The 25,612-nt window shown below is 69.2% G+C and carries 29 protein-coding genes and 1 pseudogene; 20 read left to right on the top strand and 10 right to left on the bottom strand.

Annotated elements, in window-relative coordinates:
* Positions 1 to 15: 15 nt before the first annotated feature.
* Both P7A99_RS21810 and P7A99_RS25275 read right to left on the bottom strand, forming a co-directional pair.
* A complete protein-coding gene (locus tag P7A99_RS21810; protein ID WP_277795842.1) occupies positions 16 to 387 on the bottom strand; it encodes a hypothetical protein in 372 nt (123 codons plus the stop codon).
* A 172-nt stretch (positions 388 to 559) separates the two neighbouring features.
* A pseudogene (locus P7A99_RS25275) lies at positions 560 to 748 on the bottom strand (LuxR C-terminal-related transcriptional regulator); the annotation flags it as partial.
* Between the two features lie 105 nt (positions 749 to 853).
* Here P7A99_RS25275 and P7A99_RS21805 point away from each other — a divergent pair.
* Positions 854 to 1,228, top strand: coding sequence for a helix-turn-helix domain-containing protein (locus P7A99_RS21805; RefSeq protein ID WP_277795841.1), 375 nt, complete (start codon positions 854 to 856; stop codon positions 1,226 to 1,228).
* Between the two features lie 3 nt (positions 1,229 to 1,231).
* Here the strand turns inward: P7A99_RS21805 and P7A99_RS21800 are convergent, their stop codons facing one another.
* Positions 1,232 to 1,993 carry a competence/damage-inducible protein A gene (locus P7A99_RS21800; RefSeq protein ID WP_277795840.1) on the bottom strand — a complete coding sequence of 254 codons (762 nt, stop codon included), beginning with the start codon at positions 1,991 to 1,993 and terminating at the stop codon, positions 1,232 to 1,234.
* A gap of 171 nt (positions 1,994 to 2,164) precedes the next feature.
* Between P7A99_RS21800 and P7A99_RS21795 the strand changes: the two genes are divergently transcribed.
* Both P7A99_RS21795 and sfsA read left to right on the top strand, forming a co-directional pair.
* Positions 2,165 to 2,458: a hypothetical protein gene (locus P7A99_RS21795; protein WP_277795839.1), complete on the top strand. Its 294-nt coding sequence runs from the start codon at positions 2,165 to 2,167 to the stop codon at positions 2,456 to 2,458.
* A gap of 13 nt (positions 2,459 to 2,471) precedes the next feature.
* Positions 2,472 to 3,185 carry a DNA/RNA nuclease SfsA gene (sfsA, locus tag P7A99_RS21790; RefSeq protein ID WP_277795838.1) on the top strand — a complete coding sequence of 238 codons (714 nt, stop codon included), beginning with the start codon at positions 2,472 to 2,474 and terminating at the stop codon, positions 3,183 to 3,185.
* A 45-nt stretch (positions 3,186 to 3,230) separates the two neighbouring features.
* Here sfsA and P7A99_RS21785 read toward each other — a convergent pair whose 3' ends face one another.
* The gene (locus P7A99_RS21785; RefSeq protein ID WP_277795837.1) at positions 3,231 to 4,667 is read right to left on the bottom strand and encodes a hypothetical protein; all 1,437 of its coding nucleotides are present in this window, start codon (positions 4,665 to 4,667) and stop codon (positions 3,231 to 3,233) included.
* Positions 4,668 to 4,888: 221 nt separating this feature from the next.
* Between P7A99_RS21785 and map the strand changes: the two genes are divergently transcribed.
* The 8 genes from map (at position 4,889) to P7A99_RS21745 (ending at position 13,708) form a co-directional block, all read left to right on the top strand.
* Entirely contained in the window at positions 4,889 to 5,719 is an 831-nt protein-coding gene (map, locus tag P7A99_RS21780) for a type I methionyl aminopeptidase (protein ID WP_277795836.1), read from the top strand.
* A gap of 163 nt (positions 5,720 to 5,882) precedes the next feature.
* Positions 5,883 to 6,575, top strand: coding sequence for a GntR family transcriptional regulator (locus P7A99_RS21775; protein ID WP_277795854.1), 693 nt, complete (start codon positions 5,883 to 5,885; stop codon positions 6,573 to 6,575).
* Positions 6,576 to 6,761: 186 nt separating this feature from the next.
* Positions 6,762 to 7,286, top strand: a complete 525-nt coding sequence (locus tag P7A99_RS21770; protein WP_277795835.1) for an MbcA/ParS/Xre antitoxin family protein — start codon at positions 6,762 to 6,764, stop codon at positions 7,284 to 7,286.
* The gene (locus P7A99_RS21765; RefSeq protein ID WP_277795834.1) at positions 7,283 to 7,957 is read left to right on the top strand and encodes an RES family NAD+ phosphorylase; all 675 of its coding nucleotides are present in this window, start codon (positions 7,283 to 7,285) and stop codon (positions 7,955 to 7,957) included. The genes P7A99_RS21770 and P7A99_RS21765 overlap by 4 nt, the downstream gene beginning before the upstream one ends.
* Positions 7,958 to 8,259: 302 nt before the next feature.
* Positions 8,260 to 10,632, top strand: a complete 2,373-nt coding sequence (locus P7A99_RS21760; RefSeq protein WP_277795833.1) for a TonB-dependent siderophore receptor — start codon at positions 8,260 to 8,262, stop codon at positions 10,630 to 10,632.
* Entirely contained in the window at positions 10,632 to 11,921 is a 1,290-nt protein-coding gene (locus P7A99_RS21755) for an MFS transporter (protein WP_277795832.1), read from the top strand. The genes P7A99_RS21760 and P7A99_RS21755 overlap by 1 nt, the downstream gene beginning before the upstream one ends.
* A 78-nt stretch (positions 11,922 to 11,999) precedes the next feature.
* Entirely contained in the window at positions 12,000 to 13,061 is a 1,062-nt protein-coding gene (locus tag P7A99_RS21750; RefSeq protein ID WP_277795831.1) for an LLM class flavin-dependent oxidoreductase, read from the top strand.
* Positions 13,058 to 13,708, top strand: a complete 651-nt coding sequence (locus P7A99_RS21745; RefSeq protein ID WP_277795830.1) for a cysteine hydrolase family protein — start codon at positions 13,058 to 13,060, stop codon at positions 13,706 to 13,708. Before P7A99_RS21750 ends, P7A99_RS21745 begins: the two co-directional genes overlap by 4 nt.
* A 64-nt stretch (positions 13,709 to 13,772) precedes the next feature.
* Here P7A99_RS21745 and P7A99_RS21740 read toward each other — a convergent pair whose 3' ends face one another.
* Together P7A99_RS21740 and P7A99_RS21735 are read right to left on the bottom strand one after the other, a co-directional pair.
* Complete coding sequence (locus tag P7A99_RS21740; protein ID WP_277795829.1) at positions 13,773 to 14,465, bottom strand: TorF family putative porin; 693 nt, start codon at positions 14,463 to 14,465, stop codon at positions 13,773 to 13,775.
* A gap of 248 nt (positions 14,466 to 14,713) precedes the next feature.
* The gene (locus P7A99_RS21735) at positions 14,714 to 15,529 is read right to left on the bottom strand and encodes an SDR family NAD(P)-dependent oxidoreductase (RefSeq protein WP_277795828.1); all 816 of its coding nucleotides are present in this window, start codon (positions 15,527 to 15,529) and stop codon (positions 14,714 to 14,716) included.
* Between the two features lie 68 nt (positions 15,530 to 15,597).
* On the opposite strand from P7A99_RS21735, the gene queF reads away from it, so the two are divergent.
* On the top strand, positions 15,598 to 16,053 hold the full coding sequence (gene queF / locus P7A99_RS21730) for a preQ(1) synthase (protein ID WP_058346646.1): 456 nt from the start codon (positions 15,598 to 15,600) through the stop codon (positions 16,051 to 16,053).
* Positions 16,054 to 16,235: 182 nt separating this feature from the next.
* On the opposite strand, the gene P7A99_RS21725 is transcribed toward queF, so the two are convergent.
* Complete coding sequence (locus tag P7A99_RS21725; protein ID WP_277795827.1) at positions 16,236 to 16,850, bottom strand: nitroreductase family protein; 615 nt, start codon at positions 16,848 to 16,850, stop codon at positions 16,236 to 16,238.
* A 77-nt stretch (positions 16,851 to 16,927) separates the two neighbouring features.
* On the opposite strand from P7A99_RS21725, the gene P7A99_RS21720 reads away from it, so the two are divergent.
* Together P7A99_RS21720 and cysE are read left to right on the top strand one after the other, a co-directional pair.
* Positions 16,928 to 17,539 (top strand): NUDIX domain-containing protein, encoded by a 612-nt coding sequence (locus tag P7A99_RS21720; protein ID WP_277795826.1) that lies wholly within the window; start codon positions 16,928 to 16,930, stop codon positions 17,537 to 17,539.
* Positions 17,540 to 17,613: 74 nt separating this feature from the next.
* Positions 17,614 to 18,444, top strand: a complete 831-nt coding sequence (gene cysE / locus P7A99_RS21715; protein WP_277795825.1) for a serine O-acetyltransferase — start codon at positions 17,614 to 17,616, stop codon at positions 18,442 to 18,444.
* 183 nt (positions 18,445 to 18,627) lie between these two features.
* Here the strand turns inward: cysE and P7A99_RS21705 are convergent, their stop codons facing one another.
* Positions 18,628 to 18,759, bottom strand: a complete 132-nt coding sequence (locus P7A99_RS21705; protein WP_277795824.1) for a hypothetical protein — start codon at positions 18,757 to 18,759, stop codon at positions 18,628 to 18,630.
* Positions 18,760 to 18,830: 71 nt separating this feature from the next.
* Here P7A99_RS21705 and P7A99_RS21700 point away from each other — a divergent pair, with 71 nt between their 5' ends.
* From P7A99_RS21700 to P7A99_RS21685, 4 genes are all read left to right on the top strand, one after another.
* Complete coding sequence (locus tag P7A99_RS21700; RefSeq protein ID WP_277795823.1) at positions 18,831 to 19,742, top strand: LysR substrate-binding domain-containing protein; 912 nt, start codon at positions 18,831 to 18,833, stop codon at positions 19,740 to 19,742.
* Positions 19,743 to 19,848: 106 nt separating this feature from the next.
* A complete protein-coding gene (locus tag P7A99_RS21695; protein ID WP_101711814.1) occupies positions 19,849 to 20,055 on the top strand; it encodes a DUF3126 family protein in 207 nt (68 codons plus the stop codon).
* A gap of 82 nt (positions 20,056 to 20,137) precedes the next feature.
* Complete coding sequence (locus P7A99_RS21690; protein ID WP_277795822.1) at positions 20,138 to 20,407, top strand: type II toxin-antitoxin system Phd/YefM family antitoxin; 270 nt, start codon at positions 20,138 to 20,140, stop codon at positions 20,405 to 20,407.
* The gene (locus P7A99_RS21685; protein WP_277795821.1) at positions 20,407 to 20,823 is read left to right on the top strand and encodes a type II toxin-antitoxin system VapC family toxin; all 417 of its coding nucleotides are present in this window, start codon (positions 20,407 to 20,409) and stop codon (positions 20,821 to 20,823) included. The genes P7A99_RS21690 and P7A99_RS21685 overlap by 1 nt, the downstream gene beginning before the upstream one ends.
* Here the strand turns inward: P7A99_RS21685 and P7A99_RS21680 are convergent.
* Positions 20,820 to 22,079 carry an MFS transporter gene (locus P7A99_RS21680; protein WP_277795820.1) on the bottom strand — a complete coding sequence of 420 codons (1,260 nt, stop codon included), beginning with the start codon at positions 22,077 to 22,079 and terminating at the stop codon, positions 20,820 to 20,822. The genes P7A99_RS21685 and P7A99_RS21680 overlap by 4 nt on opposite strands.
* A gap of 100 nt (positions 22,080 to 22,179) precedes the next feature.
* Between P7A99_RS21680 and P7A99_RS21675 the strand changes: the two genes are divergently transcribed.
* Both P7A99_RS21675 and P7A99_RS21670 read left to right on the top strand, forming a co-directional pair.
* On the top strand, positions 22,180 to 22,794 hold the full coding sequence (locus P7A99_RS21675) for a TetR/AcrR family transcriptional regulator (RefSeq protein WP_277795819.1): 615 nt from the start codon (positions 22,180 to 22,182) through the stop codon (positions 22,792 to 22,794).
* On the top strand, positions 22,791 to 23,471 hold the full coding sequence (locus P7A99_RS21670; RefSeq protein WP_277795818.1) for a GNAT family N-acetyltransferase: 681 nt from the start codon (positions 22,791 to 22,793) through the stop codon (positions 23,469 to 23,471). The genes P7A99_RS21675 and P7A99_RS21670 overlap by 4 nt, the downstream gene beginning before the upstream one ends.
* 58 nt (positions 23,472 to 23,529) lie before the next feature.
* Here the strand turns inward: P7A99_RS21670 and P7A99_RS21665 are convergent, their stop codons facing one another.
* A complete protein-coding gene (locus P7A99_RS21665) occupies positions 23,530 to 25,521 on the bottom strand; it encodes an OPT family oligopeptide transporter (RefSeq protein ID WP_277795817.1) in 1,992 nt (663 codons plus the stop codon).
* Between the last annotated feature and the right edge of the window lie 91 nt (positions 25,522 to 25,612).

Here is a 25,612-nt window from a genome sequence, read left to right as displayed (position 1 = left end):
GGCGGAAGGCGGGGGTCAGAGCATGGTCGGATCCTCCGCGTATTTCTCGCGGAAGCCATCGTCCAGCACCGTGGCGGTGATGGTCAGGATCTCCCTCAGCACCATCTCGGCCGGCTTGGCCGCCGCCTCCTTGCGGATCGCCGAGACCAGGTCGGCCACCAGGGGCGAAAGTTCCGGCGGGGCCAGGTCGGTCAGCTGGCGTTGCAGCTGCGACCAGCCGAAGGGCGGGACCGCCGGCTCCGGCGGCAGGGGCGGCCAGGTCTGTTCGAAGGCGGTCACCGCCTGGCGGATCTGCCGGGCCTTCCAGACCAGCAGGCCCAGTCGGTGCTCCTGAAGGCTGGTCGGGCTCGCCGTCGTCGGGGGCGAATTGTCGGGAAACTCTTTCACTGCGGTCGAAGGCCTCGGTTGATTGCGAGGCCGACGGTGGCGGGGAGGGCGGGCTGCCCGCCAGTCCGATTGGGTCGGGGTGGGATCGAATCCCATAGTCGCCGACGGCGAATCCCATAGCGCCGCCGCCGCCCGCGGCGACGCGCTCGTGCTCGCTCAGCACCCGCGCCGCGGCCCTGCGGCCGTTGACGCCCAGCTTGCGGCAGGCGCTTTCGACCAGGGCGTCGGCGCGCGACTTGGAGACCCCCATCAGCGGGCCGATTTCCTTGGAAAGCCTGTGTTCGCTCACCAGGCGAAGGGCTTCCCGTTCGCGCTTGGTCAAGAGTTCGAGGCCGGCGGCGATGTTGGGCGTGTCGTTCATGAGGGCGAGCGGAAGGAAACTACTCGATCTAAAAGGGAGGTGCGTTGCGGCCGGTGACGGCTACGTCGATAGATAGCCGAGTTCTGTGAGCTTCGGATAATTTCGATGACGACAACCGGCCCGGATCCTATCGACCTAGCGGTCGGAACCCGCATCCGTATTCGTCGTCGTTATCTGAAGGTCAGCCAGGACGATCTGGCCGCAGCGCTGGGCCTGACCTTCCAGCAGATCCAGAAATACGAGCGGGGCGAAAATCGCGTCTCGGCCTCGATGCTGGTGCGTATCGCCGGCCGGCTGGAGACGACGGTGGCGGCTCTGGTGGGCGAGGACGCGCCCAGCGGCGAGGACTCGGCCATGCTGGCGGCCCTGACCCTGCCAGGCGCGCTCGACCTGCTGCACGCCTACGCCAATGCGGGGCCCAAGACCCAGAGAGCGCTTCTGGGCCTGGCCCAGTCGCTGCTGGCGGCCGAGGAAGACTAGGCGCTAGGCCTCCAGCCGCTCCACATTGTTCACGCCCAGGTCGGCCAGGGCCTTTTCCAGCTCGACGGCGGCCGCCTCGACCTCGACCGGATCGCGGCCGCGGATCACCAGGCTGGCGCCGTAGACGTCCGGCGGGGCGAAGAACGGATAGCTGCCGATCGACAGGTCGGGATGGGCCTTGGCGACGGCCTCCAGCGGGGCGGCGATCGTGCCCTCGCCGGTTCCGGTGACGCGCACCGTGACGGCCACCACCACCGCGCCGGTGCGCAGGCGCGGGCCGACGTCGTCGAGCATGCCGCGCATGATCGCCGGCACCCCGGCCAGCACGAAGACATTCTCCTTCTGGAAGCCGGGCGGGCCCTGCACCGGGTTCTTCACCAGGCTGCCGCCTTCGGGCACGTGGGCCATCCGGCGGCGGGCGGCGTTGGGCTCGCCCCAGCGCTCGCGCAGCATGGCCATGATCTCGGGATGCTCGGGCGCCGTCACGCCGAAGGCCTTGGCCACCGAATCGGCGGTGATGTCGTCATGGGTGGGGCCGATGCCGCCGGTGGTGACCACATAGTCGTACCGGGTGCGCAGGGCGTTGACCGCGTCGACGATCTCCTGCTCGACGTCGGGCACGACGCGGGCTTCGCAGAGGTCCACGCCGTAGGTCGCCAGGTACCTGGCGATGGCGTTGAGGTTCACGTCCTGGGTGCGGCCCGACAGGATCTCGTCGCCGATGATCAGCACCGCCGCCGTCACCCGATCCTTGCTGGCCGTCATGCGCGTCGCTCCTCTTAAGTGTCGGCGTTAGGACTAAGGCCAGGCCGGGCGGGCGGCAACGCCCTCCTGCGTCGCGGAAGGCGCCTGGGCGTTGGTAATGAACCGCCGGTTGACACCCCGCCCCGGCTGACAGCTTATCGCTGCATCTTTCAGCTTAGCCATTGAGCCGTGATGCGCGCCTTCGTCGTTTCCGCCCTGATCTCCATCGCCGTGGCCGGCTCGGCCGCCGCCCAGACCGCCGCGCCTTCGGACGCCGCCGCGCCGGCCGCCGCCGACAAGAAGGCGGAAAAGAAGAAGGACGCCGGGGTCATCTGCCGCCGCGAGCGCGTCGTCGGCAGCAACCGCCCGGTCCGGGTCTGCACCACGGCCGCCCAGCGCGACCTCGACAAGGAAGCCGCCCGCTCGATCTTCGACGGCCGCGCGCCCAACACCACCGAGGCTCCCGACGGCGGCTCCACGAACTGACGCCTTCGGCATCGTGCTTCTTCCGCAACCGCTGACCCGCGGTCGCATCGTCCAGCGCTACAAGCGGTTCTTCTGCGACCTGGTGCTGGACGACGGCCGCGAGATCACCGCCCACTGCCCCAACTCCGGCGCCATGCTGGGCGTGAACCTGCCGGGGCAGGGAGCGTGGGTCTCCTACTCCGACGATCCCAAGCGCAAGCTGGCCTGGACGCTGCAACTGGTCGAGGCCGCCGGCCCCGACGGGACCGGCCTGGTGGGGATCAACACCCTGCTGCCCAACAAGCTGGTGGCCGAGGCCCTGGTCGGCGGGGTGATCCCAGAGCTGACCGGCTACGCCTCGATCCGGCCCGAGGTGAAGTACGCCGCCGCCAGCCGCGTCGATTTCCTGCTGACCGACCCCGACCGGCCGCCGTGCTGGCTGGAGGTCAAGAACGTCCACCTCTCCCGCAGCCCGGGCCTGGCCGAGTTTCCCGACTGCAAGGCCGCCCGCTCGACCCGGCATCTGGAGGATCTCGCCGCCCAGGTGCGCGAGGGCCATCGGGCTGTCGCGCTGTTCGTCGTGCAGCGCGAGGACTGCGAAGAGTTCAAGGCCTGCCGCGAGCTGGATCCGGCCTTCGCGCGCGGCCTCGACGTCGCGGCCGAGGCGGGGGTCGAGGTCATGGTCTGGGCCTGCGCGATGAGCACGCAGGAGATCAGGATCACGCGGCCGATCGCCTGGCGGCCTTAGACGCTTTGAGCCCGGCGCCTTCCGACGCCGGGCTCTTTCTTACCGTCAGTCCGCTTCGGTGGTGGCCTGCCACGCGACGTAGAAGGCCGAGGCGGGCGGGGCGTCCACCCGGACGGTGAACTGCGTCGCGGTGATCGAGGCGCTGTCGATCCAGTAGCGCGACACCGAGGTCCAGTCGGATACCGGCGTGACCGACAGACCGGTCACCGAAGGCGGCGAGGCCAGCCCGTGGTTGATGGTCACGAAGGTCGTGCCGGTGGCGATCTCGGCCGAGCCCCGCGTGCGGGTCGCGTATCCGATGTTGCGGGTGACGCGACCGTCGGCGGCCAGCGCGTTGTCGCTGAGGCCGATGGTCGTGTTGCCGGTCAGATCGTTGTCACGGATCTCGTACTCGCTGCTGCCGGCGCCGACATAGATGCCGAACAGGTTGCCGGCGAAGTCGTCGTGCGGGCCGATCCGGTTGCCGCGGATCTTGAACTTCCGCGTTCCGGGCGCGATCGAGATGCCCGAGCCGCCGTTCTGGGCGAAGCTGCCCTGGTCGAACCAGACATCGACCGCGTTCGAGCCGACGAAGACGCCGTCATGGGCGTTGAGCTCGGCTTGGTGACGGATGGCGTGGAAACCGATGATGTCCCCGTCGCCGCCCAACATCACGCCGTTCTCGATCTGCGACGAGGTCCAGACATTGGTCAGCCAGGTGCGCGCGACCGCGCCGCCGGCGGCCGGGTCGACGAAGATCCCGAACTGGGCGGTGTCGAAGTAGGTGTGGTGGATGTAGGTGTTGACCACGGCCTGATTGGCCCCGGGGGTCATGGCCAGGTCCTTGCCCGCGCGGATGATGTCGCAGTTGGCGATGACGACCGCGTCGCTGTGCAGCATGCGGATCCCGTAGGAGGGCATCTGCTGCACCTGCTCGCTCTTGACCGTCGACGTAACCAGGTCGCTGTCCATCACCACGTCGTCGATGACGACCGCGACGCAGAAGCCGTTGGCGTTGGCGCCGAGCACGATGCCGGCGGAACCGGGCGCGACGCTGCTCTTGGTGGCGTTGCGGATGCTGCCGTGACAGATGCGGCCGATCGAGGAGTTGATCAGCTCGAAGCCCACATAGGGCGCGCGCAGGTCGAAGTCGCTGATCGCGAAGAACGGCGCGTTCTCCAGCCGCACATAGGCGCCCGAGGTGCGGACCACGTCGCTGGTGATCACCAGGCCGCGGGCGGTGAAGCCGGGCGAGGTGACGTTGAGCACCGGGTCGGTGGCCTCGGCGGCGATCAACTGGGCGGCGACGCCCGACAGGCCGCCGGTGAACTGCAGGGTGACCGGCTTCCTTACGTAAAGTTGGCCGACCTTGTAGCGGCCGGCGGCGAGAACGAGGCCGCCGTGAGCGGGAAGGGCGTCCAGCATGATCTGCCACGCTTGGGTGTCGTCGGCTACGCCGTCGCCGATGGCGCCGCAGGCTTCAGGGGTAAAATAGGTCGTCATAATATGGCTCCGAAAGAATATGCCCGCGGCTCTTGGCGGCGGGGCTTCGATCATGGAGCGCGACTACGACAGCCTCGGTCGCTGACGCCTGCCGCCATTGCGCGAGCGCGGGGTGGCGACGCCGGTTGAAATTTCATGCTATGGTCGCGACATAAGCCCGACCGGCATCCAGTGTTTCCGGCGCGCCTTCGTGGTCGCGCCCCGTTTGAGATTGAACGCCCATGACCCTCGACGACGCCTTCGAGATCGAGACCGAGACCCGCACGGGCCAGATCAAGATCCACAAGCCCGAAGACTTCGAGGGCATGCGCCGCGCCGGCCGCCTGGCCGCCGAGTGCCTGGACATGCTGATCCCGCACGTCGTGCCGGGCGTGTCGACCGATCATCTGGACGCGCTGGCCCGCGAGTTCATCCTCGACCACGGCGCCCTGCCGGCCTGCCTGTTCTATCGCGGCTATCCCAAGACCGTCTGCATCTCGCGCAACCACGTGGTCTGCCACGGCATCCCGGGCGACTGGACGCTGCGCGAGGGCGACATCGCCAATATCGACGTCACGGTCATCGTCGACGGTTGGCACGGCGACACCTCGCGCATGTACGGCGTGGGCGAGGTCGGCCCGCGCGCCCGCCGTCTGGTCGACATCACCTATGAAAGCCTGGCCCGCGGCCTGGCGGCCGTGAAGCCGGGCGCGACCCTGGGCGACATCGGCCACGCCATCCAGTCCTATGTCGAAGCCCAGCGCTGCAGCGTCGTGCGCGACTTCTGCGGCCACGGCCTGGGCAAGGTGTTCCACGACGCCCCCAACATCCTGCACTTCGGCCGTCCCGGTCAGGGCGCGGTGCTGAAGGCGGGCATGTTCTTCACCGTCGAGCCGATGGTGAACCTGGGCAAGCCGGCGGTGAAGGTGCTGGGCGACGGCTGGACGGCCGTGACCCGCGACAAGTCGCTGTCGGCCCAGTGCGAGCACTCGATCGGCGTGACGGAGGACGGCTGCGAGATCTTCACGGCCTCGCCCACCGGCCTGTTCCAGCCGCCGATGCAGGGCGCCTGAGCGCATCCCCTTACGGGCGCGAAGCCACTAGGCGAAACTGACATTTCAGCCTACCTATCAGTCCGAGGACAATCTTCGGAGCGGTTCCGTGCGCCAGCCTTCGCCCCCTCGGGCCCCTGACGACGCCCCCTACAACGTCGCTGGAGGCGGCGCGCGCTCGCGCATGCTGGTGCTGGACGTCTGCTCGTCGTCGGGCCTGGAGGACTGGTCGCCCGACCTGCAGAAGGCCAAGGTCTACGAGAAGATCCTGCTGGACCTGATCCTGGGCGAGTTGCCGCCGGGCGCGCGGCTGGACGAGCAGTCGCTGGCCGCCCGCTACGATGCGGGCCTGGCCGGCGTGCGCGACGCCCTGGGACGTCTGGCGCTGGAGGGGCTGGTCATCCGCCGCGCCCGCTCGGGCACCACGGTGGCGCCGCTGGATCTGGTGGACCTCCGCCAGGGCTACGAGGCCCGGGCCCTGATCGAGCCGCACTGCGCGGGCCTGGCCGCCCGCCACGCTTCCAAGGCCGACATCGCCGCCATCAGGGCCGTGTTCGACGACGCCGAAGCCGCCGCCAAGGCCCGCGACCTGCCGGCCCTGGTGGCCATGGATCAGCGCTTCCACGCCGCCGTCGCCCGGGCCTCGGGCAACCTGGCTTTGGCCCGCATCCTCATCCCCTTGCAGCACAAGGCCGCCCGCTTCTGGGTGTTCTCGTTCGGCGGCGCCACCGAGGCCGAGCTGATGGCCGACATCGAGCAGCACCGCGAAGTCGCCGACGTCATCGCCAGCGGCGACGTCGAGGCTTCCAAGGCCGCGATGATGCGCGTGCTGAGCGTCACCCCCGAGGCCGTGCAGAGGCCGCCGGTCGAGGCTTAGCGCCTTTACTTTGGCCCTCCCCCTCGATGGGGGAGGGGGGCGGCGTCGGAAGCCGTGCCCTGCCGCCAACTCAGCAGATCACCCCCATCCCAAACCCTTCCCCCTCGAGGGGGAAGGGGGCTTTCTGTGCACGCCCTTCCATCCAGTCCAGATTTGGACTATATGTAGATCTGGATGGAGGCTCGCATGTCGAACGCCAAGCGCAAACCCGTCGAGGTCGCCGCTGGTCCGGGCGTGCTGGACCTGTCGCGGTTCTCGCCCGCCAATCGCCGGAGGCTGAGCGGCCCTGGCCTTCGCACCTTCCTGTCGATCGCCGACCTGTGGGGGCTGACCGAGGACGAGCGCCTGCTGGTGTTGGGCCTGCCGTCGCGCTCGACCTACTACAACTGGATCAAGGCGGTGCGGGAGCATCGCGACATCACCCTCGACCTCGACATGCTGACTCGCATCTCGGCGGTGCTGGGCGTTCACCAGGCGCTCGGCGTGCTGCATGCGAGCGAGCGCGAGGGGGTCGCCTGGCTGCGCAGCCGCCACGCCGCCCCGCTGTTCGGCGGCCGCGCGCCCATCGAACTCCTGACCTGCGGAACCCAGGACGGGCTGCTCAGCCTGCGCCGGTTCCTCGACGCCGCGCGGGGCGGGCTCTACATGCCGCCGGGCGATCTCGACCGTGACTTCCGCCCCTACGAAGACGCCGAGATCGTCTTCTCGTGAGCGGCGAGCCCCACGCGCCCGCGCCCCGGCCGGCCTATCGCCTGATCCCGTCGCGCTTTCCGCCGATCGGCCTGTTCGACACCGTGGCGACGGCGGCCGATCTCGACGCGGTGATGGACCTGGCCGGCTGGACCAACGACCGGCTGGTGGCCGAGCGCATTGCGCGCCTGCCGATGGAGGAGCGGGTCTATGGCCGCCCCAACGCCAGTATCGTCATGGCCTCGTTCCTGCACGTGGCGCCGGGTGGCATGCGCTTCAACGGTCCCGACCTTGGCGCCTGGTACGCCGCCGAGCACCTGACGACGGCCGTGGCCGAGGTGGCCCACCACCTGCGCCGCGAGGCGGTCGCCATCGGCGCGGCGACGATCAGCCGTCAGTATCGCGTCTATACCGCGCGGCTCAAGGGCGACTATCTCGACATCCGCGGCCAGCAGGCGGCGCGGCCCGAGGTCTATGCCAGTGACGATTACGCCGCCGGCCAGGTGCTGGGCGAGGCGGTGCGCGCATCGGGCGGGGCGGGGATCCTGTTCGACAGCCTGCGCCACGCGGGCGGCGTCAACGTCGCCGCCCATCGCCCCCGCTACGTTCAAGACGTGACGCAGGGCGACCACTACGAACTGCGAGTGCAGGCCGCTTCGCGCCGGATCGAGGCCAGGCGGCTCGCGGCCTGAAGTTGGCGGACGGCTTTTTCTGAACCGATACCCTCAACTCCGTTCTTCCCCGCGAAGGCGGGGATCCAAGCTGAGACGGCAGAAGATGGCTCGGCAGCGCTCCATGCTGAACGTCAGCTTGGGCCCCCGCCTTCGCGGGGGATGTCGGATGGGGCGGAACATCCCGCCAACTGTGAGGCTTTCCCGACACAGGCCTTGGCAATCCATTCTAAAATGTCAGAAGGGATTTTGACGAACGTCAAGTCATCCCCATTTGGTGCGGCGAGGCGGGGCCTTGGTCCCGCTCTCCGGAGTCCGCACGCATGTCTCGCCGCCTCGTCCTGCTCGCCACCGTCGCCGCCCTTGGCGCCTTCGCCGTCTCGGCCGCGCATGCCGACGACCAGTTGGCGGAAGTCGACGCGGTGGTGGTGGTCGCTCGGGACCGCAACGCCGGCCTTCTGGAAAAGCAGCCCAACGACACGGTGTTCGGCCTCGACAAGCCGCTGATCGAGACGCCGCGCTCGGCCAGCTTCGTGTCGGACCTGACCTTGCAGCGCTATGGCATCGAGACCATCGACGGCCTGACGGCGGTGTCGCCCGGCACCTATACGGCCAGCTTCTACGGCGTGCCCGGCGCGCTCAACATCCGCGGCACCCTGGCGGAGAACTATTTCCGCGGCTTCAAGCGCATCGAGAACCGCGGCACCTATTCGACGCCGATCGGGGCCGCCGACCAGATCCAGATCGTCCGCGGCCCGCCGACCCCGATCTATGGCGCGGGCAAGGTCGGCGGCATGCTGAACTTCATCCCCAAGTCCGGGAAGGGCGAGGGCGGTTACCTGACCGAGCCCGAGGGCGAACTGACCGCCACCTTCGGCAGCTACAATCGCAAGAACGCCACCGCCCAGATCGGCCTGCCCGCCAATTTCGGGAACGTGGTCGGCGGTGTGCATGTCTATGGCGAGGTCGAGGACAGTCACAGCTATTATCGCGGCATCTATCCGCGCCGACAGACCTTGCAGGTGTCGTCCGATTTCGACCTGGGCGATGGCTGGAGCACGGCGCTGGGCGGCATGGTCTATCGCTCCAAGGGCGACGTGCAGACCGCCGGCTGGAACCGCCTGACCCAGGACCTGATCGACAACCGCACCTACGTCACCGGCCGGGATACGAGCCTGGTCGACGCCGACGGCAATGGCCGCCTGACCCCCAATGAGATCGGCGGGGCGCTGTACCTGCCCTATTACGGCTTCCCGGCGACGGACGGCGCCCACACCCTGGATACCGGCGTCGGGACCACGAAGCTGTCGCCGCGCACGGTCTATGTCTCGGGCGCGGACTTCTCGAAGACGGCGACCAGCACCCTCTATTTCGACATCGCCCGGAAGCTGTCGCCCGACAGCGCGATCAAGCTGCAGCTGTTCTACGACGACCTCACGAACAAGCGCTTCGTCTCCTACGGCTATCCGGCGCGCTTCGACAGCAAGGTCTGGGAGGCTCGCGCCACCTACGAGTTCGCCAACCGCTTCCTCGATGACGCCGTGGTCGCCCGCTCGTTCGTCGGCGCCTCGTATCGCGGCTTCAAGGGCCGTCGGCGCGAGAGCTACAACAGCGGCCTGATCGCTCTTGACCGCCGCGACCTGTCGGTGGGCCAGACCGCCACCGACCTGATCGGCAGCCCGTTCACCGACCCGTCGATGACCTGGGAAAACGACAACCACACCAAGTGGACGCAAGCCGGGATCTTCTTCACCACCGACATCAAGGTCGGCGAGCGGCTGAACCTGATGCTGGGCGGCCGTTACGACGACTACGACGTCACCTCGGAAGACACCGGCTCGCTGAGCTTCACCACGCCCGGCGAGCAGCACGCCGCCAAGGGCAAGGGAACCTATACGGCCAGCGTCACCTACAAGGCGCCGTGGGGCCTGATGCCCTACATCTCCTACGCCAAGGCCAGCGCGCTGGAGATGAGCCAGGCCGGCGACGTCAATCCAGGCCTGGTGGCCGACGCCGGCGACGCCTGGCTGTCGGATAGCGACCTGGCCGAAGCCGGCGTTAAGTTTCAGTGGCTGAAGGGCGCGCTGATCGGCTCGCTGGCCGGCTACCGCCAGAACCGCACCCAGCTGATGGGCATCAACGGCGATCCGGCCGGTACGCGCTCGAAGGGCGTCGAGCTGGAGGTTCGCTGGCTGGCCAGCCAGCATTTCAGCTTCACCTTCTCGGGCAACACCCAGCGCACCACGGTGAAGGGCCCCGACACCTCGTTCCAGTACGTGCCGACCTATACGGCGGGCGTGCCGGGGGCGCAGGGCTATGGCGGCTCGTACGTGGTTTGGAGCTTCGCCAGCGTCCGGCCGGGCGACTACGACTACACCCTGATCCCGAAATCCGTGGTCAGCCTTTACGGCGCCTACGCCTCGGACCAGCACGACTGGGGCAAGCTCTATGGGACGCTGGGCGTGACCCACGTGACCAAGACCTCGGGCACGGTTCCCGGCGCGGTGGTCTATCCGGCCTATGCGGTGGTCAATGGCTCGCTGGCCTACGAGCAGGGCCCCTACACCGCGACGCTCAACGTCGATAACCTGCTGGACGAGCTCTATTTCACGCCCGTCGCCGACACCTACGCCAACCTTGCCGCCCTGCCGGGCAAGGGGCGCGAGTGGCGGATCACCCTCGCAAGGCGCTTCTGATGACGAACCACCAGATCCAGCACCGTCCCTGGCTGCTGCTGGGCGCCTTCAGCTTGCTGCTGTTCCTGATCACCGCGGCCACCTATTCGTCGCTGGGCGTGATGATCCCGGCCATGGTCCCGGAGCTGGGCTGGAGCTGGCAGAACGCCTTCCTCGGCTTCACCGTCATGGGCGTGGCCACCGGCGCCTCGTCCTGGTTGCCGACCCTCTTGATCCGCCGCTGGGGCGTGCGCGCGACGCTGGTGGCGGGCGCGGCCGTGATGGCCGCAGGCCTGGCCCTGCTGGCCAAGGTGCAGAGCCTGCCGGCCTATTTCCTGGCCACGGCCCTGCTGGGGATCGGCTTCCAGGCGGCGGCCCTCATTCCCGGCACCCATGTGCTGTCGGCGATCTTCCGCCAGCGGGCCCTGCCGTTCGGGATCTACTTCACCTGCGGCGCCCTGGGCGGCGTCGCCGGTCCGCTGCTGGTGCTGGCCAGCCAGGGCGCGTTCGACGGCCAGTGGCGGATCTACTGGGCGCTGCAGGCGGTGGTCATCGGCTTGCTGGGCCTGCTATGCGCCGCCGTGGTCGGCGGCCCCAAGTGGCTGGAAGAGGCCGGCCGGGCCATGGACCGCCTGACCGCCGCCGAAGCCAAGACCGCCCCGGCCCATCCGCGCGTTTTCCGCACCGACCATGACTGGAGCGTTCGCGACGCCGTGCGCACTCCGCAGTTCGCCATCCTGGTGGCGGCCTATTTCAGCCACCTGCTGGCCGGGGTCACCGCCGCCAGCCTGACCCAGGCGCACCTGACGCAGCTGGGCGTGGCCGGTGTCGTCGCGGCCGGGGCGCTCAGCGCCGAGGGCCTGATGCAGGTCGCAGCCCGCATGGCCGGCGGCGCGGTGGGCGACCGCATCGATCCGCGCTGGCTACTGGTGCTGGCCCAAGGCCTGCTGGTGGCCGGCCTGCTGGCCCTGGCGCACGCCACCACCCTGCCGTTGCAGATCCTCTACGCCGTGGGCGTGGGCCTGGGCTTTGGCCTGACCGTGCTGGCCGTCAGCCTGCTGCTGCTGAACTATTTCGGCCGCCGCAACAATGTCGAGCTGTTCTCGCTGGTCTGCCTGGTGGGCGCGGTGTCGGCGGCCGGACCGTTCATCGGCGGCTTCATGCGCGACCGCCTTGGCAGCTTCACCCCGACCTTCCAGCTGTTCGCGGCCCTGACGGCGGTTGTGTTCGTGGCCGTGCTGCTGATGCGTCCGCCCAAGCCGCGCGACGCCGCCGTCCAGGCTGACGCCGAGCCCGCCGCCAACCTCTGAGGCCGGTCTCGCGCGACCATGCTTTTGGTCTATGGTCGCGCCTGACTCGCGGTTGAGCGAGCGGGCGTGGAGGCGACGATGGGGTACGACGGCGGGCGCAAGGAGTTCGGCGTCTTCCTGCCCGTGGCCAATGGCGGCTGGATCGTCTCCAGCAGCACGCCGCCGCTCGACGGCCTCTATCCGCAGAACCGCGCCGCCGCCGTGCTGGCCGACCAGATCGGCCTGGACTTCGTGATGTCGATGGCCAAGTTCCGCGGCTTCGGCGGCGACACCGACCACTGGGGCGCGGCCCTGGAGTCGGTAACCCTTATGGCCGCCCTGGCCGAGGCGACCAGCCGGGTGAAGATCTGGGCCACACTGCACCCCCTGCTGCAGAACCCGGCTGTGGCCGCGAAGATGATCGCCACCCTGGATCGTATCAGCGGCGGCCGGGCGGGGCTGAACATCGTCGCCGGGGCCTATCGCGACGAGTTCGCCCAGATGGGCGCCTGGGACGACGCCCTCGATCACGACGACCGCTACGCCCTGGCCGAGGAGTGGACGCGTCTGGTCAAGCGCCTGTGGACCGAGGACAGCGTCAGCCACGAGGGCCGGTTCTTCACGCTCACCGACTGCCAGTCCAAGCCCAAGCCGATCAGCAGGCCGCGTCCGGACCTGATCTGCGCCGGCGTCTCCGAGCGCGGCTTTTCCTTCGCCGTGGCCGAGGCCGACGCCTGCTTCATCGGCGGCGAGGACGAGGCGGCGCTGCGCGACGCCAGCCGCCGGGCCAAGGCGCGGGCGAACGAACTGGGCAAGACGATCCGCACCTACGCCATGTGCACCGTGGTCCACGCCGACACCGACGCGCAGGCGCAAGACCTGGCGGATCGCTATCGCGACGGGGTGGACATGGGCGCGGTCACCACCATGTTGTCCAATTGGGGCGTGCCGCCCGAGCGCCTGGCCGAAACGGCCGCGCGGCAGGGCGCGTTCATGACCCGCACCGTGATCGGCGCGCCGGCGACCTGCGGCGCCAAGATCCGCGATCTGGTCGAAACCTGCGAGCTGGACGGGCTGATGCTGATCTTCCCCGACTACGAGGCCGGCCTCTCGATGTTCGGCGCCGAGATCCTGCCGGGCCTGCGGGAGACCTATCCGTGAACGCCACGCCGATCATCGCGCAGGACGGCCTGACCGCCTGGATCGCCCCGTCGCGGACGGCGCTGGTGATCGTCGACATGCAGGTGGACTTCGCCGCGCCGGACGGGGTGATCGGCCTGTTCGGCGTCGACCTGTCGGCGGCGACCGCCGCGCTGGAGAACGCCCAGCGCCTGGCGCGGGCGGCGCGGACGGCCGGGACGCCGGTGGTGTTCGTCGGCCTGGAGACCACGCCGGACAGCGACCCGCCGACCATGCTCGAGCGCATGCGCCGACGTGGAGGCGATCCCGAGATCGAGCGGGTGATCTGCCGCAAGGGAACGCGGGGCTCCGATTTCCACGGACCGTTGCCGGAGCCGGGCGAGCTTGTTGTCCGCAAGCCGCGCTACAGCGCCTTCGTCGGCACGGACCTCGATGCGCGGCTGCGCGCACGGGGCGTCGACACCCTGATCGTCTGCGGCCTGACCACCGAATGCTGCGTCGACAGCACGGTGCGCGACGCCTTCCACCGCGACTATCACGTCTTCGTCGCCGGCGACGCCTGCGCGGCCTATGAGCCCGACCTGCACGAGGGGGCGCTGAAGAGCCTGGGCCTGTCCTTCGCCCTGCTGATCGACACGTCCGAGATCGAGGCGGCCTGGGCCGGCTGACGCGCACGAAAAAGCCGCCCGGGCTGACCCGGGCGGCTCGTTCGTTGGTCCCGAAGGGCCTGGCTTAGAACGAAGCCTTCAGCGACACGGCGACGCGCGAGTCGTAGATGCTGCCGAAGTCATGCTCGCTGGTGTCCCAGTAGCGGACGTCGAGCGAGAGCTTGTCGTTCAGGGCGTAGGCGACGCCGAGGTTCCAGGTGGTGTAGTCGGCGCCGTCCTCGATGGTCTGCTTGCCCAGGGCGCCGCTCAGCGAGAACTTGTCGTTCAGCGGGATCGAGCCGTTGGCTTCGTAGTAGACGGCGGTCGACAGGTCGCCCGGCCATTCCGGCGAGAAGTAGACGGCGCCGCCGAGGGTGGCCTTGCCGACCGGCTTCGACACGGCGGCCTTCAGCTCGGTGTAGCTGTACTTGCCGGGGGTCAGGCCCTTGTCCTTCGAGTAGCCGTAGTACAGCACGCCGAAGTCCATCGACACGTCGCCGACGGTCGGCTTCACGCCGGCGTAGAAGTCGACTTCCACGGTCGGGTCATCGGTGCCGAAATCGACGTTCGAAGCCCACACGCCAGCGTAGCCGACGCCGTAGCCGAGGTCGACGCCGCCGAACACTTGCGGGTCTTCGTTGGTCTGGCTGACGCCGCGGAACACGTAGTCGCTGGCGATGCCGACATTGTACGAAAGGCTGACTTCCTGAGCCATGGCGGCGCCGCCCAGGGCGACCGAAGCGGCCGCGGCGGCCAGCGCGAGCTTGAAGATCTTCATCCGTGTTATCCCCTTTTTTGTGTAGCCCGTCGGGAGTGTGGTCCCAACTTGTGCGGCGCCTGCAAGCGCGTTCCTTCACAAGCCGGGATTAACCGCGGGCCATGCTCTAGTTGCAATCAGAGGGGGCACAGCGCCAGCATTAAGAACATGGATCGCTCAAAACTTGGGCAACTGTGGCGCATTTGCTTCACAAGCGGCGCATCGGCCACAGTTGTCGGCAAGTTGTCGATCCGCGTTTGCGTGCGACTTCAGCGCATCGACAGGGTCGCCGCGCCCAGATGCAGGCCGGCGTCAACCAGCAGGGTTTCGCCGGTGACGTGGCGTGCGGCGGGCGAGGCCAGGAACACAGCGGCGCTGGCCACGTCCTCGGCGGTGGAGGCGACCTGCAGCGGCGTGGCCGCCGCCGCTCCTGCGCGCAGCCGGGCCACGCGGTCCTCGTCCATGGCCTTGCCGAACCACGGCGTGTCGATGAAGCCGGGGCAGATGGCGTTGACGCGGATCCTCGGCGCCAGGGCCCGCGCCAAGGACAGGGTCATGGTCGTCATCGCGCCCTTCGAAGCCGCGTAGGGCACCGAAGAGCCGTTGCCCATGACACCGGCGATCGAGCTGGTGTTGACCACAGCGCCAGGACGCGGCGCGGCCTCCAGCAGGCTGCGGGCGGCGCGGACCATCTGGAACGCCCCGACCACATTGACCGAATAGAGCTTGAGGAAGTCCTCGGCGTTCACCGCGTCGAGGTCGCCGTGCTGCGGGGCGAACTTGGTCATGCCGGCATTGTTGAACAGGGCGTCGATACGGCCCGACGGCGCGGCGGCCTCGACGATCCTGCGGCAGTCGGCGTCGTCGGCGACGTCGCCCTGGGCCAGCACGGCCTTGGCGCCAAGGGCCTCGACCTGGCGGGCGGTCTCCTCGGCCTCTTCTGCGCTGCTGGCGAAGTTGACCACCACCAGGCCCGCGCCCCGGCGGGCGGTCTCGACCGCGATCGCCCGGCCCAGGCCCGTCGAGGCGCCCGTGACCACCACCGTGAAGCCGTCGAAGTCCGTCATCGCTTCTCTCCCAAACAAGTGTTTGCGACACCGTAGCGAGGGCGCCGGCGCTTGTCTCGCCGGGGGCGGAGGCCTAAATCGCCGCCATGACCGAACTTTCCGTGACCCAGCTGGGCCAGACCGTCGCCGCTCCCGAGAACCCGGAAGCCGCCGTCCTCGAGGCCGTGCCGAACCCGCAGAGCGACGTGCTGTACTTGGCGCGCTTCGTCGCCCCCGAATTCACCTCGCTGTGCCCGGTGACGGGCCAGCCCGACTTCGCCCACCTCGTGATCGACTACGCGCCGGGCGACTGGCTGATCGAGAGCAAGTCGCTGAAGCTCTATCTGACCAGCTTCCGCAACCACGGCTCGTTCCACGAGGACTGCACGGTCAAGGTGGCGCGCAAGATCGTCGAGGTCGCCAAGCCGCGCTGGCTGCGCATCGGCGGCTACTGGTACCCGCGCGGCGGCATCCCGATCGACGTCTTCTGGCAGACCGGCCCGGCGCCGGAAGGCCTGTGGGTGCCGGACCAGGGCGTGGCGCCGTATCGCGGCCGGGGGTGAACCGCTAGCTCCTGGTCCCTCTCCCCCTGCGGGAGAGGGTGGCCTCCCGAAGGGAGGTCGGGTGAGGGGTCTCTCAAAAGCAAGACGCCGCGACAGCCGATCAGCCGTCGCGGCGTTTTTCGTGGGTGCGACCCCTCATCCGTCGGCTTTGCCGACACCTTCTCCCGCAAGGGGAGAAGGAGCTAAGCGCTCCACTCGCTCGTGATCGCCGCAACGTCCGGCCGCACGCGTTCCTGCGGCTGTTCCGCCGACGTGCCGATATAGAGGAAGCCGGCGACCTTCTCGGTCTCGGCCACGCCCAGGATGTCGAGCGCCCGCGGGTCGAAGCTGTACCAGTCGGTGATCCAGTTGGCGCCGTAGCCCATGGCCGAGGCGGCCAGCAGCAGCTGGGTGCACACGGCGCCGGCGCTCATCACCTGCTCCCATTCGGGCACCTCGTGCGGCACGGGGCGCGAGATCACGGCGATGGCCAGGGGCGGGGTCGTCAGCTTGCGCATGGCGGCCGTGGCCTTGGTTGGGTTGGCCTGGTCGGCGGCCAGGGGCGCGATCTTCGCGGCGAAGGCGGCCTTGGCCTCGCCGCGCAGGATCACGAACCGCCAGGGAGAAAGCTTGCCGTGGTCGGGCACGCGCGCGGCCAGGCGCAGCAGGTCGGCCAGCTCGTCCTCGCTGGGGCCCGGCGCGTGCAGCGCCATCGCCGACGCGGACCGACGGCGCGCCAGGAAGTTCAGGACCTCGGGCGCCGCCTCGATCGCGATCGGTTCGCCGAATTCGGGGGCGGGGGGAATGGAACCGGCCAAGACGATCTCCTGAAAGCGCGCTACAGGCACGTCACCTATGGCCGAGCCCCGGCCGGCACAAGTCGCGAGTCGTTCGCATGTCCGAGAAATTCGCCTGGCTGAAACCGCACGGCGAGGGCTGGGGCGTCACCAGCGCCAAGGTCGTCTACGATAATCCCTGGATCAACGTGACCGAGCACCAGGCCGTCGCGCCCACTGGAAATCCGGCGCTGTACGGCAAGGTCAGCTTCAAGAACCAGGCGATCGGGATCGTGCCGCTGCATGCCGACGGCACAGTGACCCTGGTGGGCCAGGCCCGCTTCCCGCGCGGCAACTACAGCTGGGAGATCCCCGAGGGCGGGGCGCCGATGGGCGAGGACCCGCTCGATGGCGCCAAGCGCGAGCTGGCCGAGGAGGTGGGTCTGGTCGCCGCCGACTGGCGCCCGATCCTGACCATGGAGCTGTCCAATTCGATCAGCGACGAGGTCGCCTATGGCTTCCTGGCGCTGGATCTGACGCCGACCACGGCCGAGCCGGACGACACCGAAGACCTGGCCGTGGCCCGTGTTCCGTTCACCGATGCGCTGGAAGCGGCGGTCACAGGGCGAATGCCGGACTCGTTGACGGTGGCGTTACTGCTCCGGGTGCACCATATGGCGGTCGTGGGCGAGCTGCCGGCCGATCTGGCCGCGCTGGTCCTGGCGCGGTGACCTGCGCGCCGTTCTGTTCGGCTGGAGCGTTTTGAATAAATATGCTCTAGTCACCGCTGGGAAGGGAGAGCCCCGTGGCCAAGCCGCTTGAAGTCGTGACCGATAAGGCCGCGCCGCCCGTCTGGGCCGCGCTGCGCAACCAGGCCGAACACGCCGCCAAGGCCGAACCGGCCCTGGCCTCGCTGCTCAACGCCGTGATCCTCAGCCACGACAACCTGGCCGACGCCCTGACCTTCCAGCTGGCCCGCAAGCTGGGCGACCAGGAGATGCGGGCCATGACCGCCCGCGAGTTCGCCGCCGAGGCCTTCGAGAGCGATCCGGCGCTGGTGGCCGCCGCCGAGGCCGACCTGCGCGCGGTGTTCGAGCGCGACCCGGCTACCAAGGGCTACGTCCAGCCGTTCCTGTTCTTCAAGGGCTTCCTGGCCCTGCAGACCCACCGCGTCTCCCACTGGCTGTGGAACAACAACCGCGAGACCCTGGCCTTCTACCTGCAGAGCCGCGCCAGCGAGGTCTTCCAGGTCGACATCCACCCGGCCTCGCGCGTGGGCGCGGGCGTGTTCATCGACCACGGCACCGGCATCGTCATCGGCGAGACCGCGGTGGTCGGTGACGACGTCTCGATGCTGCACGGCGTGACCCTGGGCGGCACCGGCGCCGAGCGCGGCGACCGCCACCCCAAGATCGGCAAGGGCGTGCTGCTGGGCGCGGGCGCCAAGGTGCTGGGCAACATCCAGATCGGCGACTACGCCAAGGTGGCCTCGGGCTCGGTGGTGCTGAAACCCATCCCGGCCCACTGCACCGCCGCCGGCGTGCCGGCCCGCATCGTCAACTGCCCCACCTGTGAAGAGCCGGCCCGGACCATGGACCACACCCTGGCCGACGTGGTGTACGACTACGTGATCTGAGGGGGCTTTCGGGCTCCCGGTCCTCAAGTTCGTCATCCCGGAAAGCGCGTAGCGCTTATCCGGGACCCAGGGGGGCGGGCGCGGCAAAGGGTCATCCCCCGAGGCGGCGGACATGCGTTGCGGCTGCCCCTGGGTCCCGGCTCTACGCTACGCTTCGGCCGGGATGACGACGGATAGAGGTCTTCAACGGCAGGCCGTCAGCCGCGCCGTCTCCAGCCTCGCCGGCTTCTCCGCCGCCATCCCGTAGATCGCCAGCGCCCACAGGGCCGCGACCGCCGCCCACTGGGCCGGCGTGATTTTCCGCTGTCTGTCCATGCGCCGTTTATCCGTCGGTTGCCCCGGCGCGGCTAACGACTTATCGGTCGAGGTCTGTGAGGTTTCGTCACATGGCTCGACGTCCGCTGCCGCCGCTGAACGCCCTGCGCGCCTTCGAGGCCTTCGGCCGGCGTGGGCGCATGACCCTGGCCGCCGACGAGCTGTGCGTCACCCACGGCGCGGTCAGCCGTCAGGTCCGCCAGTTGGAGGCGCATCTCGGCGTCGCCCTGACCGAGGGGCCGCGCAACCGGCTGACCATGACCGAGGCTGGGCTGAAGCTGGCCCAGGGCCTGACTCGAGCCTTCGACATTCTCGAGGAGGCCGTGCCGCGCCCGCCCGAGGACGAGCCGCGTCCGACGGTGGTGTCGTGCCTGCCGACCTTCGCCATGAAGTGGCTGATCCCGCGCCTGCCAGACTTCCTGGAGCGCTTTCCCGACACACCGGTGCGGGTGGCCGAGTCCAACGGGCCGTTCGACTTCCGCGCCGACGGGATCGATCTGGCCATCCGCATGCGCGATCCCGATGGCCCAGCTTCGCTGGACGGCGAGGCGACGGCCTTTCTCGACACCCATGTCGGCCCCGTCGTGGCGCCCGACCTAGCGGCGAAGGCGTCCAGCGTCGAGGGACTGCTGAACCTGCCGCGCCTGCACACCAAGACCTTCCTGCACGGCTGGGACCAGTGGGCCGAGGGGGCGGGCGTGGCCTTGCCGCCGGCCGGGCTGGTGCGCGAGTTCGACCACTATTTCTACATGATCGAGGCCGCCGCGGCCGGGCTGGGCGTGGCCATGGTTCCGCACGCCTTCGTCGAGCGCGACCTGGCGGCCGGCCGGCTGGTCGCGCCGCTGGGCATGGTTCCCCAGCCCACCCTGCTGTGCGCGCTGACCCCCAAGTCGGGCGCCTCGCGCGGGGCCCGGCGGTTCCGCGACTGGCTGGTCGAGCAGGGCCGAGCCTCGCCGCCGCCGCCGTTTTCTCAACAGACCTGAGCGGGCGCCCGCGCAAAAGGCCTTACACTTTGCGCCGTGGACCTCTAGTTTCCCGCCATTCCGCCCCACGGGGGCGAAAGCCCACCAACGAGATCAGGAGCCCCCCGTGGACGCCGCCGCCATCGCCAAGCTCGAAGCCCACCTGAAGCGCACCTTCGGCAACCCGCACATCGCCGTGAAGGCCCGTCCGAAGCAGAAGGACTCGGCCGAGGTCGAAGTGAAGGGCGAGTTCATCGGCGTCGTCTTCCAGGACGAGGACGAGGACGGCTCGTACATGTTCGAGATGGCCATCCTGGCCGAAGACCTCGACTAAGCGCTCAAAGCGCCTTCGGCTTTGAAAAAACGACCACCCTGGCTATCCTGCCGGGGTGGTCGTTTTCTTTGGTGAGGGCGTCATGCCTGACGGGACCTGGAGCCTGGCCGAAGCCGAGGCCAAGTTCGGCGAAGTGGTCGAGCGCGCCCGCACGCAGGGGCCGCAGCACCTGACCCGTGACGGCCAGGACGCCGCCGTGGTGCTGTCGGCCGAGGAGTATGAGCGGCTGCGCAACGCGGCTCCGCAGAAGTCGCCTTCCTGGCTAGATCCCAAATATCGCGTCCTCAGTGATGAGGAACATGCCGAACTCTTCGCTCGCGACCAGGATCCTGGCCGGGTCGTCGAGTTCTGATGTTCCTGCTCGACACCAACGTCTTCTCCGACGCCACGAAGCTGACGCCTCATTCCGGTGTTGCCCGGTGGCTGTCGGATCAGCCCACGTCGACGCTGTTCATCAGCGCCATGAGCGTGGCCGAGGCGGCTTATGGCGTCGAGCGGCTGGCGCCTGGCCGGAAAGCCGACAGTCTGCGGGCCTGGGTGGAGGAAGTGATCGTCGACTTCGGCGAGCGCGTACTGCCTGTCGATGCCGAAGTCGCCAAGATCCAGGCCCGAATCCGTCGCTCGGCCGAAAACGCCAGGCGGACCATGCCCTCCATCGACGCCTTCCTGGCCGCGACCGCCGAGGTCCATGGCCTGACCCTTGTCACCCGCAACGTTCGCGATTTCGAGTCCTGGGGCGGACCCGTCTTCGATCCCTGGAGCGCCTAGGCCGCCATCGCCTTGACCTCCCGCCGGATGAGCAGCGAGGCGCCCGCCGCGATCAGGCCGGCGACGCCCGCCAGCACGAACGCCTGGACGTACTGGCCCTGGGCGGCGCGGATCATGCCGGCGCCGACGGCGGCCGTGGCTGCGCCCAGCTGGTGGCCGGCGGCGATCCAGCCGAACACGATCGGGCCGTCGCGGTCGCCGAAGGCCTGGGTCGCCAGGCGCGCGGTCGGCGGCACGGTGGCGATCCAGTCCAAGCCGTAGAACACCGCGAACACCGACAGGCTGACGATCGAGAAGTCCGAATAGGGCAGGTAGATCAGCGAAAGGCCGCGCAGGGCGTAGTAGACGAAGAGCAGCTTGCGCGGGTCGTAGCGGTCGGTCAGCCAGCCCGACGCCGTGGTGCCGAAGAGGTCGAACAGGCCCATCAGCGCCAGCAGGCCGGCGGCGCGGACCTCGGGCATGCCCCGGTCGCCGCAGAAGGCGATCATGTGCACGCCGATCAGGCCGTTGGTGGTCAGGCCGCAGATGAAGAAGCCCAGGAACAGCAGCCAGAAGGTCCGGGTCTTGCTGGCGCGCGCCAGGGCCCCGAAGGCGCCGGCCAGGGCGTTGGAGGCCGAGCCGCGCGGCGGTTCCACCCAGTCCTCGCCCGCGCCGAACGGCTTGTGGCCGATGTCGGAGGGACGCTCGGGGATCAGCAGCCAGGCGATCGGCGCCATGACAGCGGCGACGGCGGCCACGGTCAGCACCACGGGGCGCCAGCCGCCGTGCTCGGCGATGAAGGCCATGGCCGGCAGGAAGATCAGCGAGCCGGTGGCGGTGGCGGCGGTCAGCAGGCCCAGCATCAGGCCGCGCCGCGCGACGAACCAGCGATTGACGATGGTCGCGCCCAGCACCATGGCCACCGCGCCGCTGCCGAAGCCCGCCAGCACGCCCCAGGTGGCCACATAGTGCCAGCTCTGGGTCATGAAGGCCGAAAGCCCAGTCGAGACGGCCATCATGACCAAAGCGAGGCTCACCGTCTTGCGAACGCCGAACGACTGCATCAGCGCGGCGGCGAAGGGGCCCGTCAGGCCATAGAGGAAGATGCCGATGGCGGCGGCCAGCGAGATCGAGCCGCGGTCCCAGCCGAAGCTCTTTTCCAGCGGCAGGATCAGCACGCCCGGCGCGGCCCGCAGGCCTGCGGCGGCCAGCAGGGCCAGGAAGGTCACGCCGGCCACCACGAAGGCGTAGTTGCGGCCGAAGGGGCGTCGGGTCATGGCCATGAGGCGCTCCGGAAGTCGGATGTAACCGATCGGTACGGGTCTTGATGGCGTTGTACGTACCGGTTAGTAACATCGTCAAGAGGCCTTTTGAGCTATGACGAAAAACGACGCTGACGCCCCCTTGCATCTCCAGCCCTATGCGCCAGGCCCGCGCGCGGCCGAGAAGATCTTCGAGACGGCCCGCGACCTGTTCTACCGCGAGGGCATCCGCGCCGTCGGCGTCGACGAGATCGTCAGCAAGGCGGGCGTCACCAAGCCCAGCCTCTATCGCAGCTTCAAGTCCAAGGACGACCTGGTCGCCGCGGTGCTGCGCGAGGTGGAGGAGGGCTTCTGGGACCGCTTCAAGTCGGCCGAGGACGCTTTCCCGGACGATCCCAAGGCCCAGATGGTGGCCTATTTCGAAGGTCTCGCGGCGCGTTCGGGCGGGGCCGACTATCGCGGCTGCGCTCTCAGCAACGCCGTCGTCGAGTATCCCGACCGCAGCCATGCCGGCCGGGCGGTGTCGCAGACGCACAAGCAGGACCTGCGCGATCGCCTGCGGGCCAAGGCGCAGGCGATGGGGGCGTCGGATCCAAAAGCGCTGGGCGATGCGATGATGCTGCTGATCGAGGGCGTCTTCACCTCCAGCCAGATGTTCGACGACGACGACAAGCCGGCCCTGGCGGTGGTGGGTGCGGTCAAGGCCCTGATCGCGGCGTACTGCCCATGAGCCACCCTCTCGACCGTCCCGTCTGGTCCAGCCTGACCGGTCGCCAGTCGCATCTGGCGATCACGCGGGGCGGGGCGCTGCGGATGGATCCCGACTTTGGCCTGTTCGCCGCCGTCGCCGACGAGGCGCCGGAGAGCCTGGCGGCCTTGGGCGAACTGGTGCGCGAGTACGGAAGCAGCGGCCTGGTGGAGCTTTCGCAGCCGCCGCCGGTTCCGGGGACAAGCGTGCTGTCCAGCGCCCTATGCTGGCAGATGGCGGCCAGGGCGGTTGCGCCGCTCAAGCCGCTGGATTTCGAGATCGTCGCGCTGACCGACGCCGACGCGCCGGAGATGCTGGCCCTGGCGACCCTGACCAAGCCCGGGCCGTTCTTTACGCGCACCCACGAACTGGGCGACTTCGTCGGGGTGAAGGTCGGCGGCGAGCTGGCGGCCATGGCCGGCGAGCGGATGCGGCCCGACGGCTTCACCGAGGTCAGCGGCGTCTGCACCCGGCCCGACTTTCGCGGCAAGGGCTATGCCGCCGGCCTGATGGCCCATGTCGCTGGCGCGATCCTGGAGCGGGGCGAGACGCCGTTCCTGCACAGCTACGCCGACAACGCCGGGGCCAATGCGCTCTACCAGGCCCTGGGGTTCGAGCGCCGGGCGGACCTCTGGTTCACGGTGCTGGCGCCCGAATAAGGAAAAGGCCCGGAAGCGTATGCTTCCGGGCCTTCCGTTTTCGATAGGGAGAGGCCCGTCAGGCCTCTTCCATCTTCCGCGCCTGGATGCGGCACCAGCCGTAGAGGCCGGCGACCACGACCGCCGCGACGATGATGGCGATGATCATGCCCAGGTGTTCGGGCGGCGGATTGGCGATGGCCAGCGGCGCGCCCTTGTTGGTCGAGACGATCAGCAGGGCCAGGGCCACGTTGAACAGGCTCTCGCCGACGATGAAGCCCGAGGCGATCAGAACGCCCAGGCGCTTGGCGACCTCGGCCTTGCGGTCCTTGGAGACTACCCGCTCGAAGATCCAGCCGGCGACAGCGCCGACCACCACCGGGGCGGTCACGGCGCTGGGCAGATAGATGGCCAGGCCCACGCCCAGCGGCGGCAGGCTGAAGCGGTCCTTGCTGGCGCGGCGCAGGACGATGTCGACCACGACGAGCGCCAGGCCGATCAGGGCGCCGACGCCCAGCAGGTCCCATTGCAGGTTATGGCCGATGACGCCCTTGGCCAGGGTCGAGATCAGCGTCGCCTGCGGCGCGGCCAGCGGCTCGGCGCCGGGCACGACGTTGAGGTTCGGCGCGCCCACGAAGCCGTTCGACTTGGCCAGCAGGTCGAGCACGAACGGGATGACGGTCGCGCCCGACAGCACGCCGATCACCAGGGCCGACTGCTGCTTCCACGGGGTGGCGTCGACCAGCTGGCCGGTCTTCAGGTCCTGCAGGTTGTCGTTGGCGACCACGGCCACGGCCAGCACGGTGGCGGTGACGTAGAGGGCGAAGGCGACCAGGGCCTTGGCGGCGTCCGGGCCGATCAGGCCGCGGCCGATGGCCCCGACCAGCAGCGAGGCGCCCAGCACCGTCAGGATGGCGATGCCCGAGACCGGGCTGTTGGACGAGCCGATCAGGCCGGCCATGTAGCCGCAGACGGCGGCGGCCAGCAGGCCGGCGAACACCAGGTAGGCCACGGCGGCGATGGTCAGCGGCAGGGCCAGAGCGCCGGCCGGACCGCCGAGCGCGAAGGCGGCCAGCAGCCAGCCGGCCGGGGCCAGCAGGGCCACCGACACCAGGCCGACGACGAACAGCGGGATGTCCTGCTCGACGCGCGGCAGGTCGCCGCCGCCTGAGCGGCGGGCCTTGCCGGCCTCGAAGGCCGACACCAGGCCGCGCCAGATCGGCACGACCAGCTTGCCCAGGGTCCAGATGGCGGCCGCGCCGATGACGCCGGCGCCCAGGAAGCGCACTTTGGTGGCCCAGACGGTCAGGGCGTGGTCGGCGACGCTCATGCCCGCTTCAGCCGGGAACACGCCGGTCAGGATCGGCACCAGCACGGCCCAGGCGATGAACAGGCCGGTGAACATGGCGATGCCGACGGTGATGCCCATCAGGTGGCCCGCGCCCATCAGGGCCAGCGAGCTGGAGGCGCCGATGCCGGTCGCGCCCTTGCCGACCTTGACGAAGGCGGCGACCTCGGCGGCGAAGATCTTGGCCGCGCCCAGCGCGGCGAAGGCGGCCGAGGCCAGGGTGCCGGCGATCACGGCCCACAGGCCCGCCTTGCCCTCGGCCGCGCCTTCACGCGAGCCCGAACCGACCTTCAGCACCTCGGCGGCGGCGACGCCTTCCGGGTAGGGCAGGGGCGAGTTGGTGACCAGCGCCCGGCGCAGCGGGATCGTGTACATCACGCCCAGGATGCCGCCGACGGCGCAGATGCCGAAGGTGGCCAGGAACGGGATGTCCGACCACCAGCCGATCATCAGGAGGCCCGGCAGCACGAAGATCACCGACGACAGCGTGCCCGCGGCCGAGGCGATCGTCTGGACGATGTTGTTTTCCTGGATCGTCGAGGTGCGGAAGAAACGCAGCAGGGCCATCGAGATCACCGCGGCCGGGATCGAGGTGGCGAAGGTCAGGCCGACCTTCAGCCCCAGATAGACCTGGGCTGCCGTGAAAACGACGGTGATGAGGATGCCCAGGAACACGCCGCGGAGCGTGAACTCCGAGCGTGGGGCGGCGGTGATATCGGACATGCGGGTTCCGCAAACAGTTAAGGCGGCCGGACCTTGCCGTCCGGCCGCCTCATACTCAAGCCTTTCGAGGTTTGAACTGTTACAAAATCAC

The sequence above is a fragment of the Caulobacter endophyticus genome, from assembly GCF_029543245.1.
GTDB classification, from domain to species: domain Bacteria; phylum Pseudomonadota; class Alphaproteobacteria; order Caulobacterales; family Caulobacteraceae; genus Caulobacter; species Caulobacter endophyticus_A.
This window is presented reverse-complemented; position numbering and strand designations above follow the sequence as displayed.

Bases quoted from the DNA above. Each gene is read 5' to 3' on its own strand.
- P7A99_RS21750 (WP_277795831.1), top strand. From the start codon at position 12,000: ATGGGGTACGACGGCGGGCGCAAGGAGTTCGGCGTCTTCCTGCCCGTG.
- P7A99_RS21775 (WP_277795854.1), top strand. From the start codon at position 5,883: ATGCTGGTGCTGGACGTCTGCTCGTCGTCGGGCCTGGAGGACTGGTCG.
- P7A99_RS21685 (WP_277795821.1), top strand. From the start codon at position 20,407: ATGTTCCTGCTCGACACCAACGTCTTCTCCGACGCCACGAAGCTGACG.
- P7A99_RS21805 (WP_277795841.1), top strand. From the start codon at position 854: ATGACGACAACCGGCCCGGATCCTATCGACCTAGCGGTCGGAACCCGC.
- map (WP_277795836.1), top strand. From the start codon at position 4,889: ATGACCCTCGACGACGCCTTCGAGATCGAGACCGAGACCCGCACGGGC.
- P7A99_RS21720 (WP_277795826.1), top strand. From the start codon at position 16,928: ATGTCCGAGAAATTCGCCTGGCTGAAACCGCACGGCGAGGGCTGGGGC.
- P7A99_RS21705 (WP_277795824.1), bottom strand. From the start codon at position 18,759: ATGGACAGACAGCGGAAAATCACGCCGGCCCAGTGGGCGGCGGTCGCG.
- P7A99_RS21700 (WP_277795823.1), top strand. From the start codon at position 18,831: ATGGCTCGACGTCCGCTGCCGCCGCTGAACGCCCTGCGCGCCTTCGAG.
- P7A99_RS21675 (WP_277795819.1), top strand. From the start codon at position 22,180: ATGACGAAAAACGACGCTGACGCCCCCTTGCATCTCCAGCCCTATGCG.
- P7A99_RS21795 (WP_277795839.1), top strand. From the start codon at position 2,165: ATGCGCGCCTTCGTCGTTTCCGCCCTGATCTCCATCGCCGTGGCCGGC.
- P7A99_RS21760 (WP_277795833.1), top strand. From the start codon at position 8,260: ATGTCTCGCCGCCTCGTCCTGCTCGCCACCGTCGCCGCCCTTGGCGCC.
- P7A99_RS21680 (WP_277795820.1), bottom strand. From the start codon at position 22,079: ATGACCCGACGCCCCTTCGGCCGCAACTACGCCTTCGTGGTGGCCGGC.
- P7A99_RS21785 (WP_277795837.1), bottom strand. From the start codon at position 4,667: ATGACGACCTATTTTACCCCTGAAGCCTGCGGCGCCATCGGCGACGGC.
- P7A99_RS21770 (WP_277795835.1), top strand. From the start codon at position 6,762: ATGTCGAACGCCAAGCGCAAACCCGTCGAGGTCGCCGCTGGTCCGGGC.
- P7A99_RS21690 (WP_277795822.1), top strand. From the start codon at position 20,138: ATGCCTGACGGGACCTGGAGCCTGGCCGAAGCCGAGGCCAAGTTCGGC.
- P7A99_RS21670 (WP_277795818.1), top strand. From the start codon at position 22,791: ATGAGCCACCCTCTCGACCGTCCCGTCTGGTCCAGCCTGACCGGTCGC.
- P7A99_RS21665 (WP_277795817.1), bottom strand. From the start codon at position 25,521: ATGTCCGATATCACCGCCGCCCCACGCTCGGAGTTCACGCTCCGCGGC.
- P7A99_RS21800 (WP_277795840.1), bottom strand. From the start codon at position 1,993: ATGACGGCCAGCAAGGATCGGGTGACGGCGGCGGTGCTGATCATCGGC.
- queF (WP_058346646.1), top strand. From the start codon at position 15,598: ATGACCGAACTTTCCGTGACCCAGCTGGGCCAGACCGTCGCCGCTCCC.
- P7A99_RS21755 (WP_277795832.1), top strand. From the start codon at position 10,632: ATGACGAACCACCAGATCCAGCACCGTCCCTGGCTGCTGCTGGGCGCC.
- P7A99_RS21740 (WP_277795829.1), bottom strand. From the start codon at position 14,465: ATGAAGATCTTCAAGCTCGCGCTGGCCGCCGCGGCCGCTTCGGTCGCC.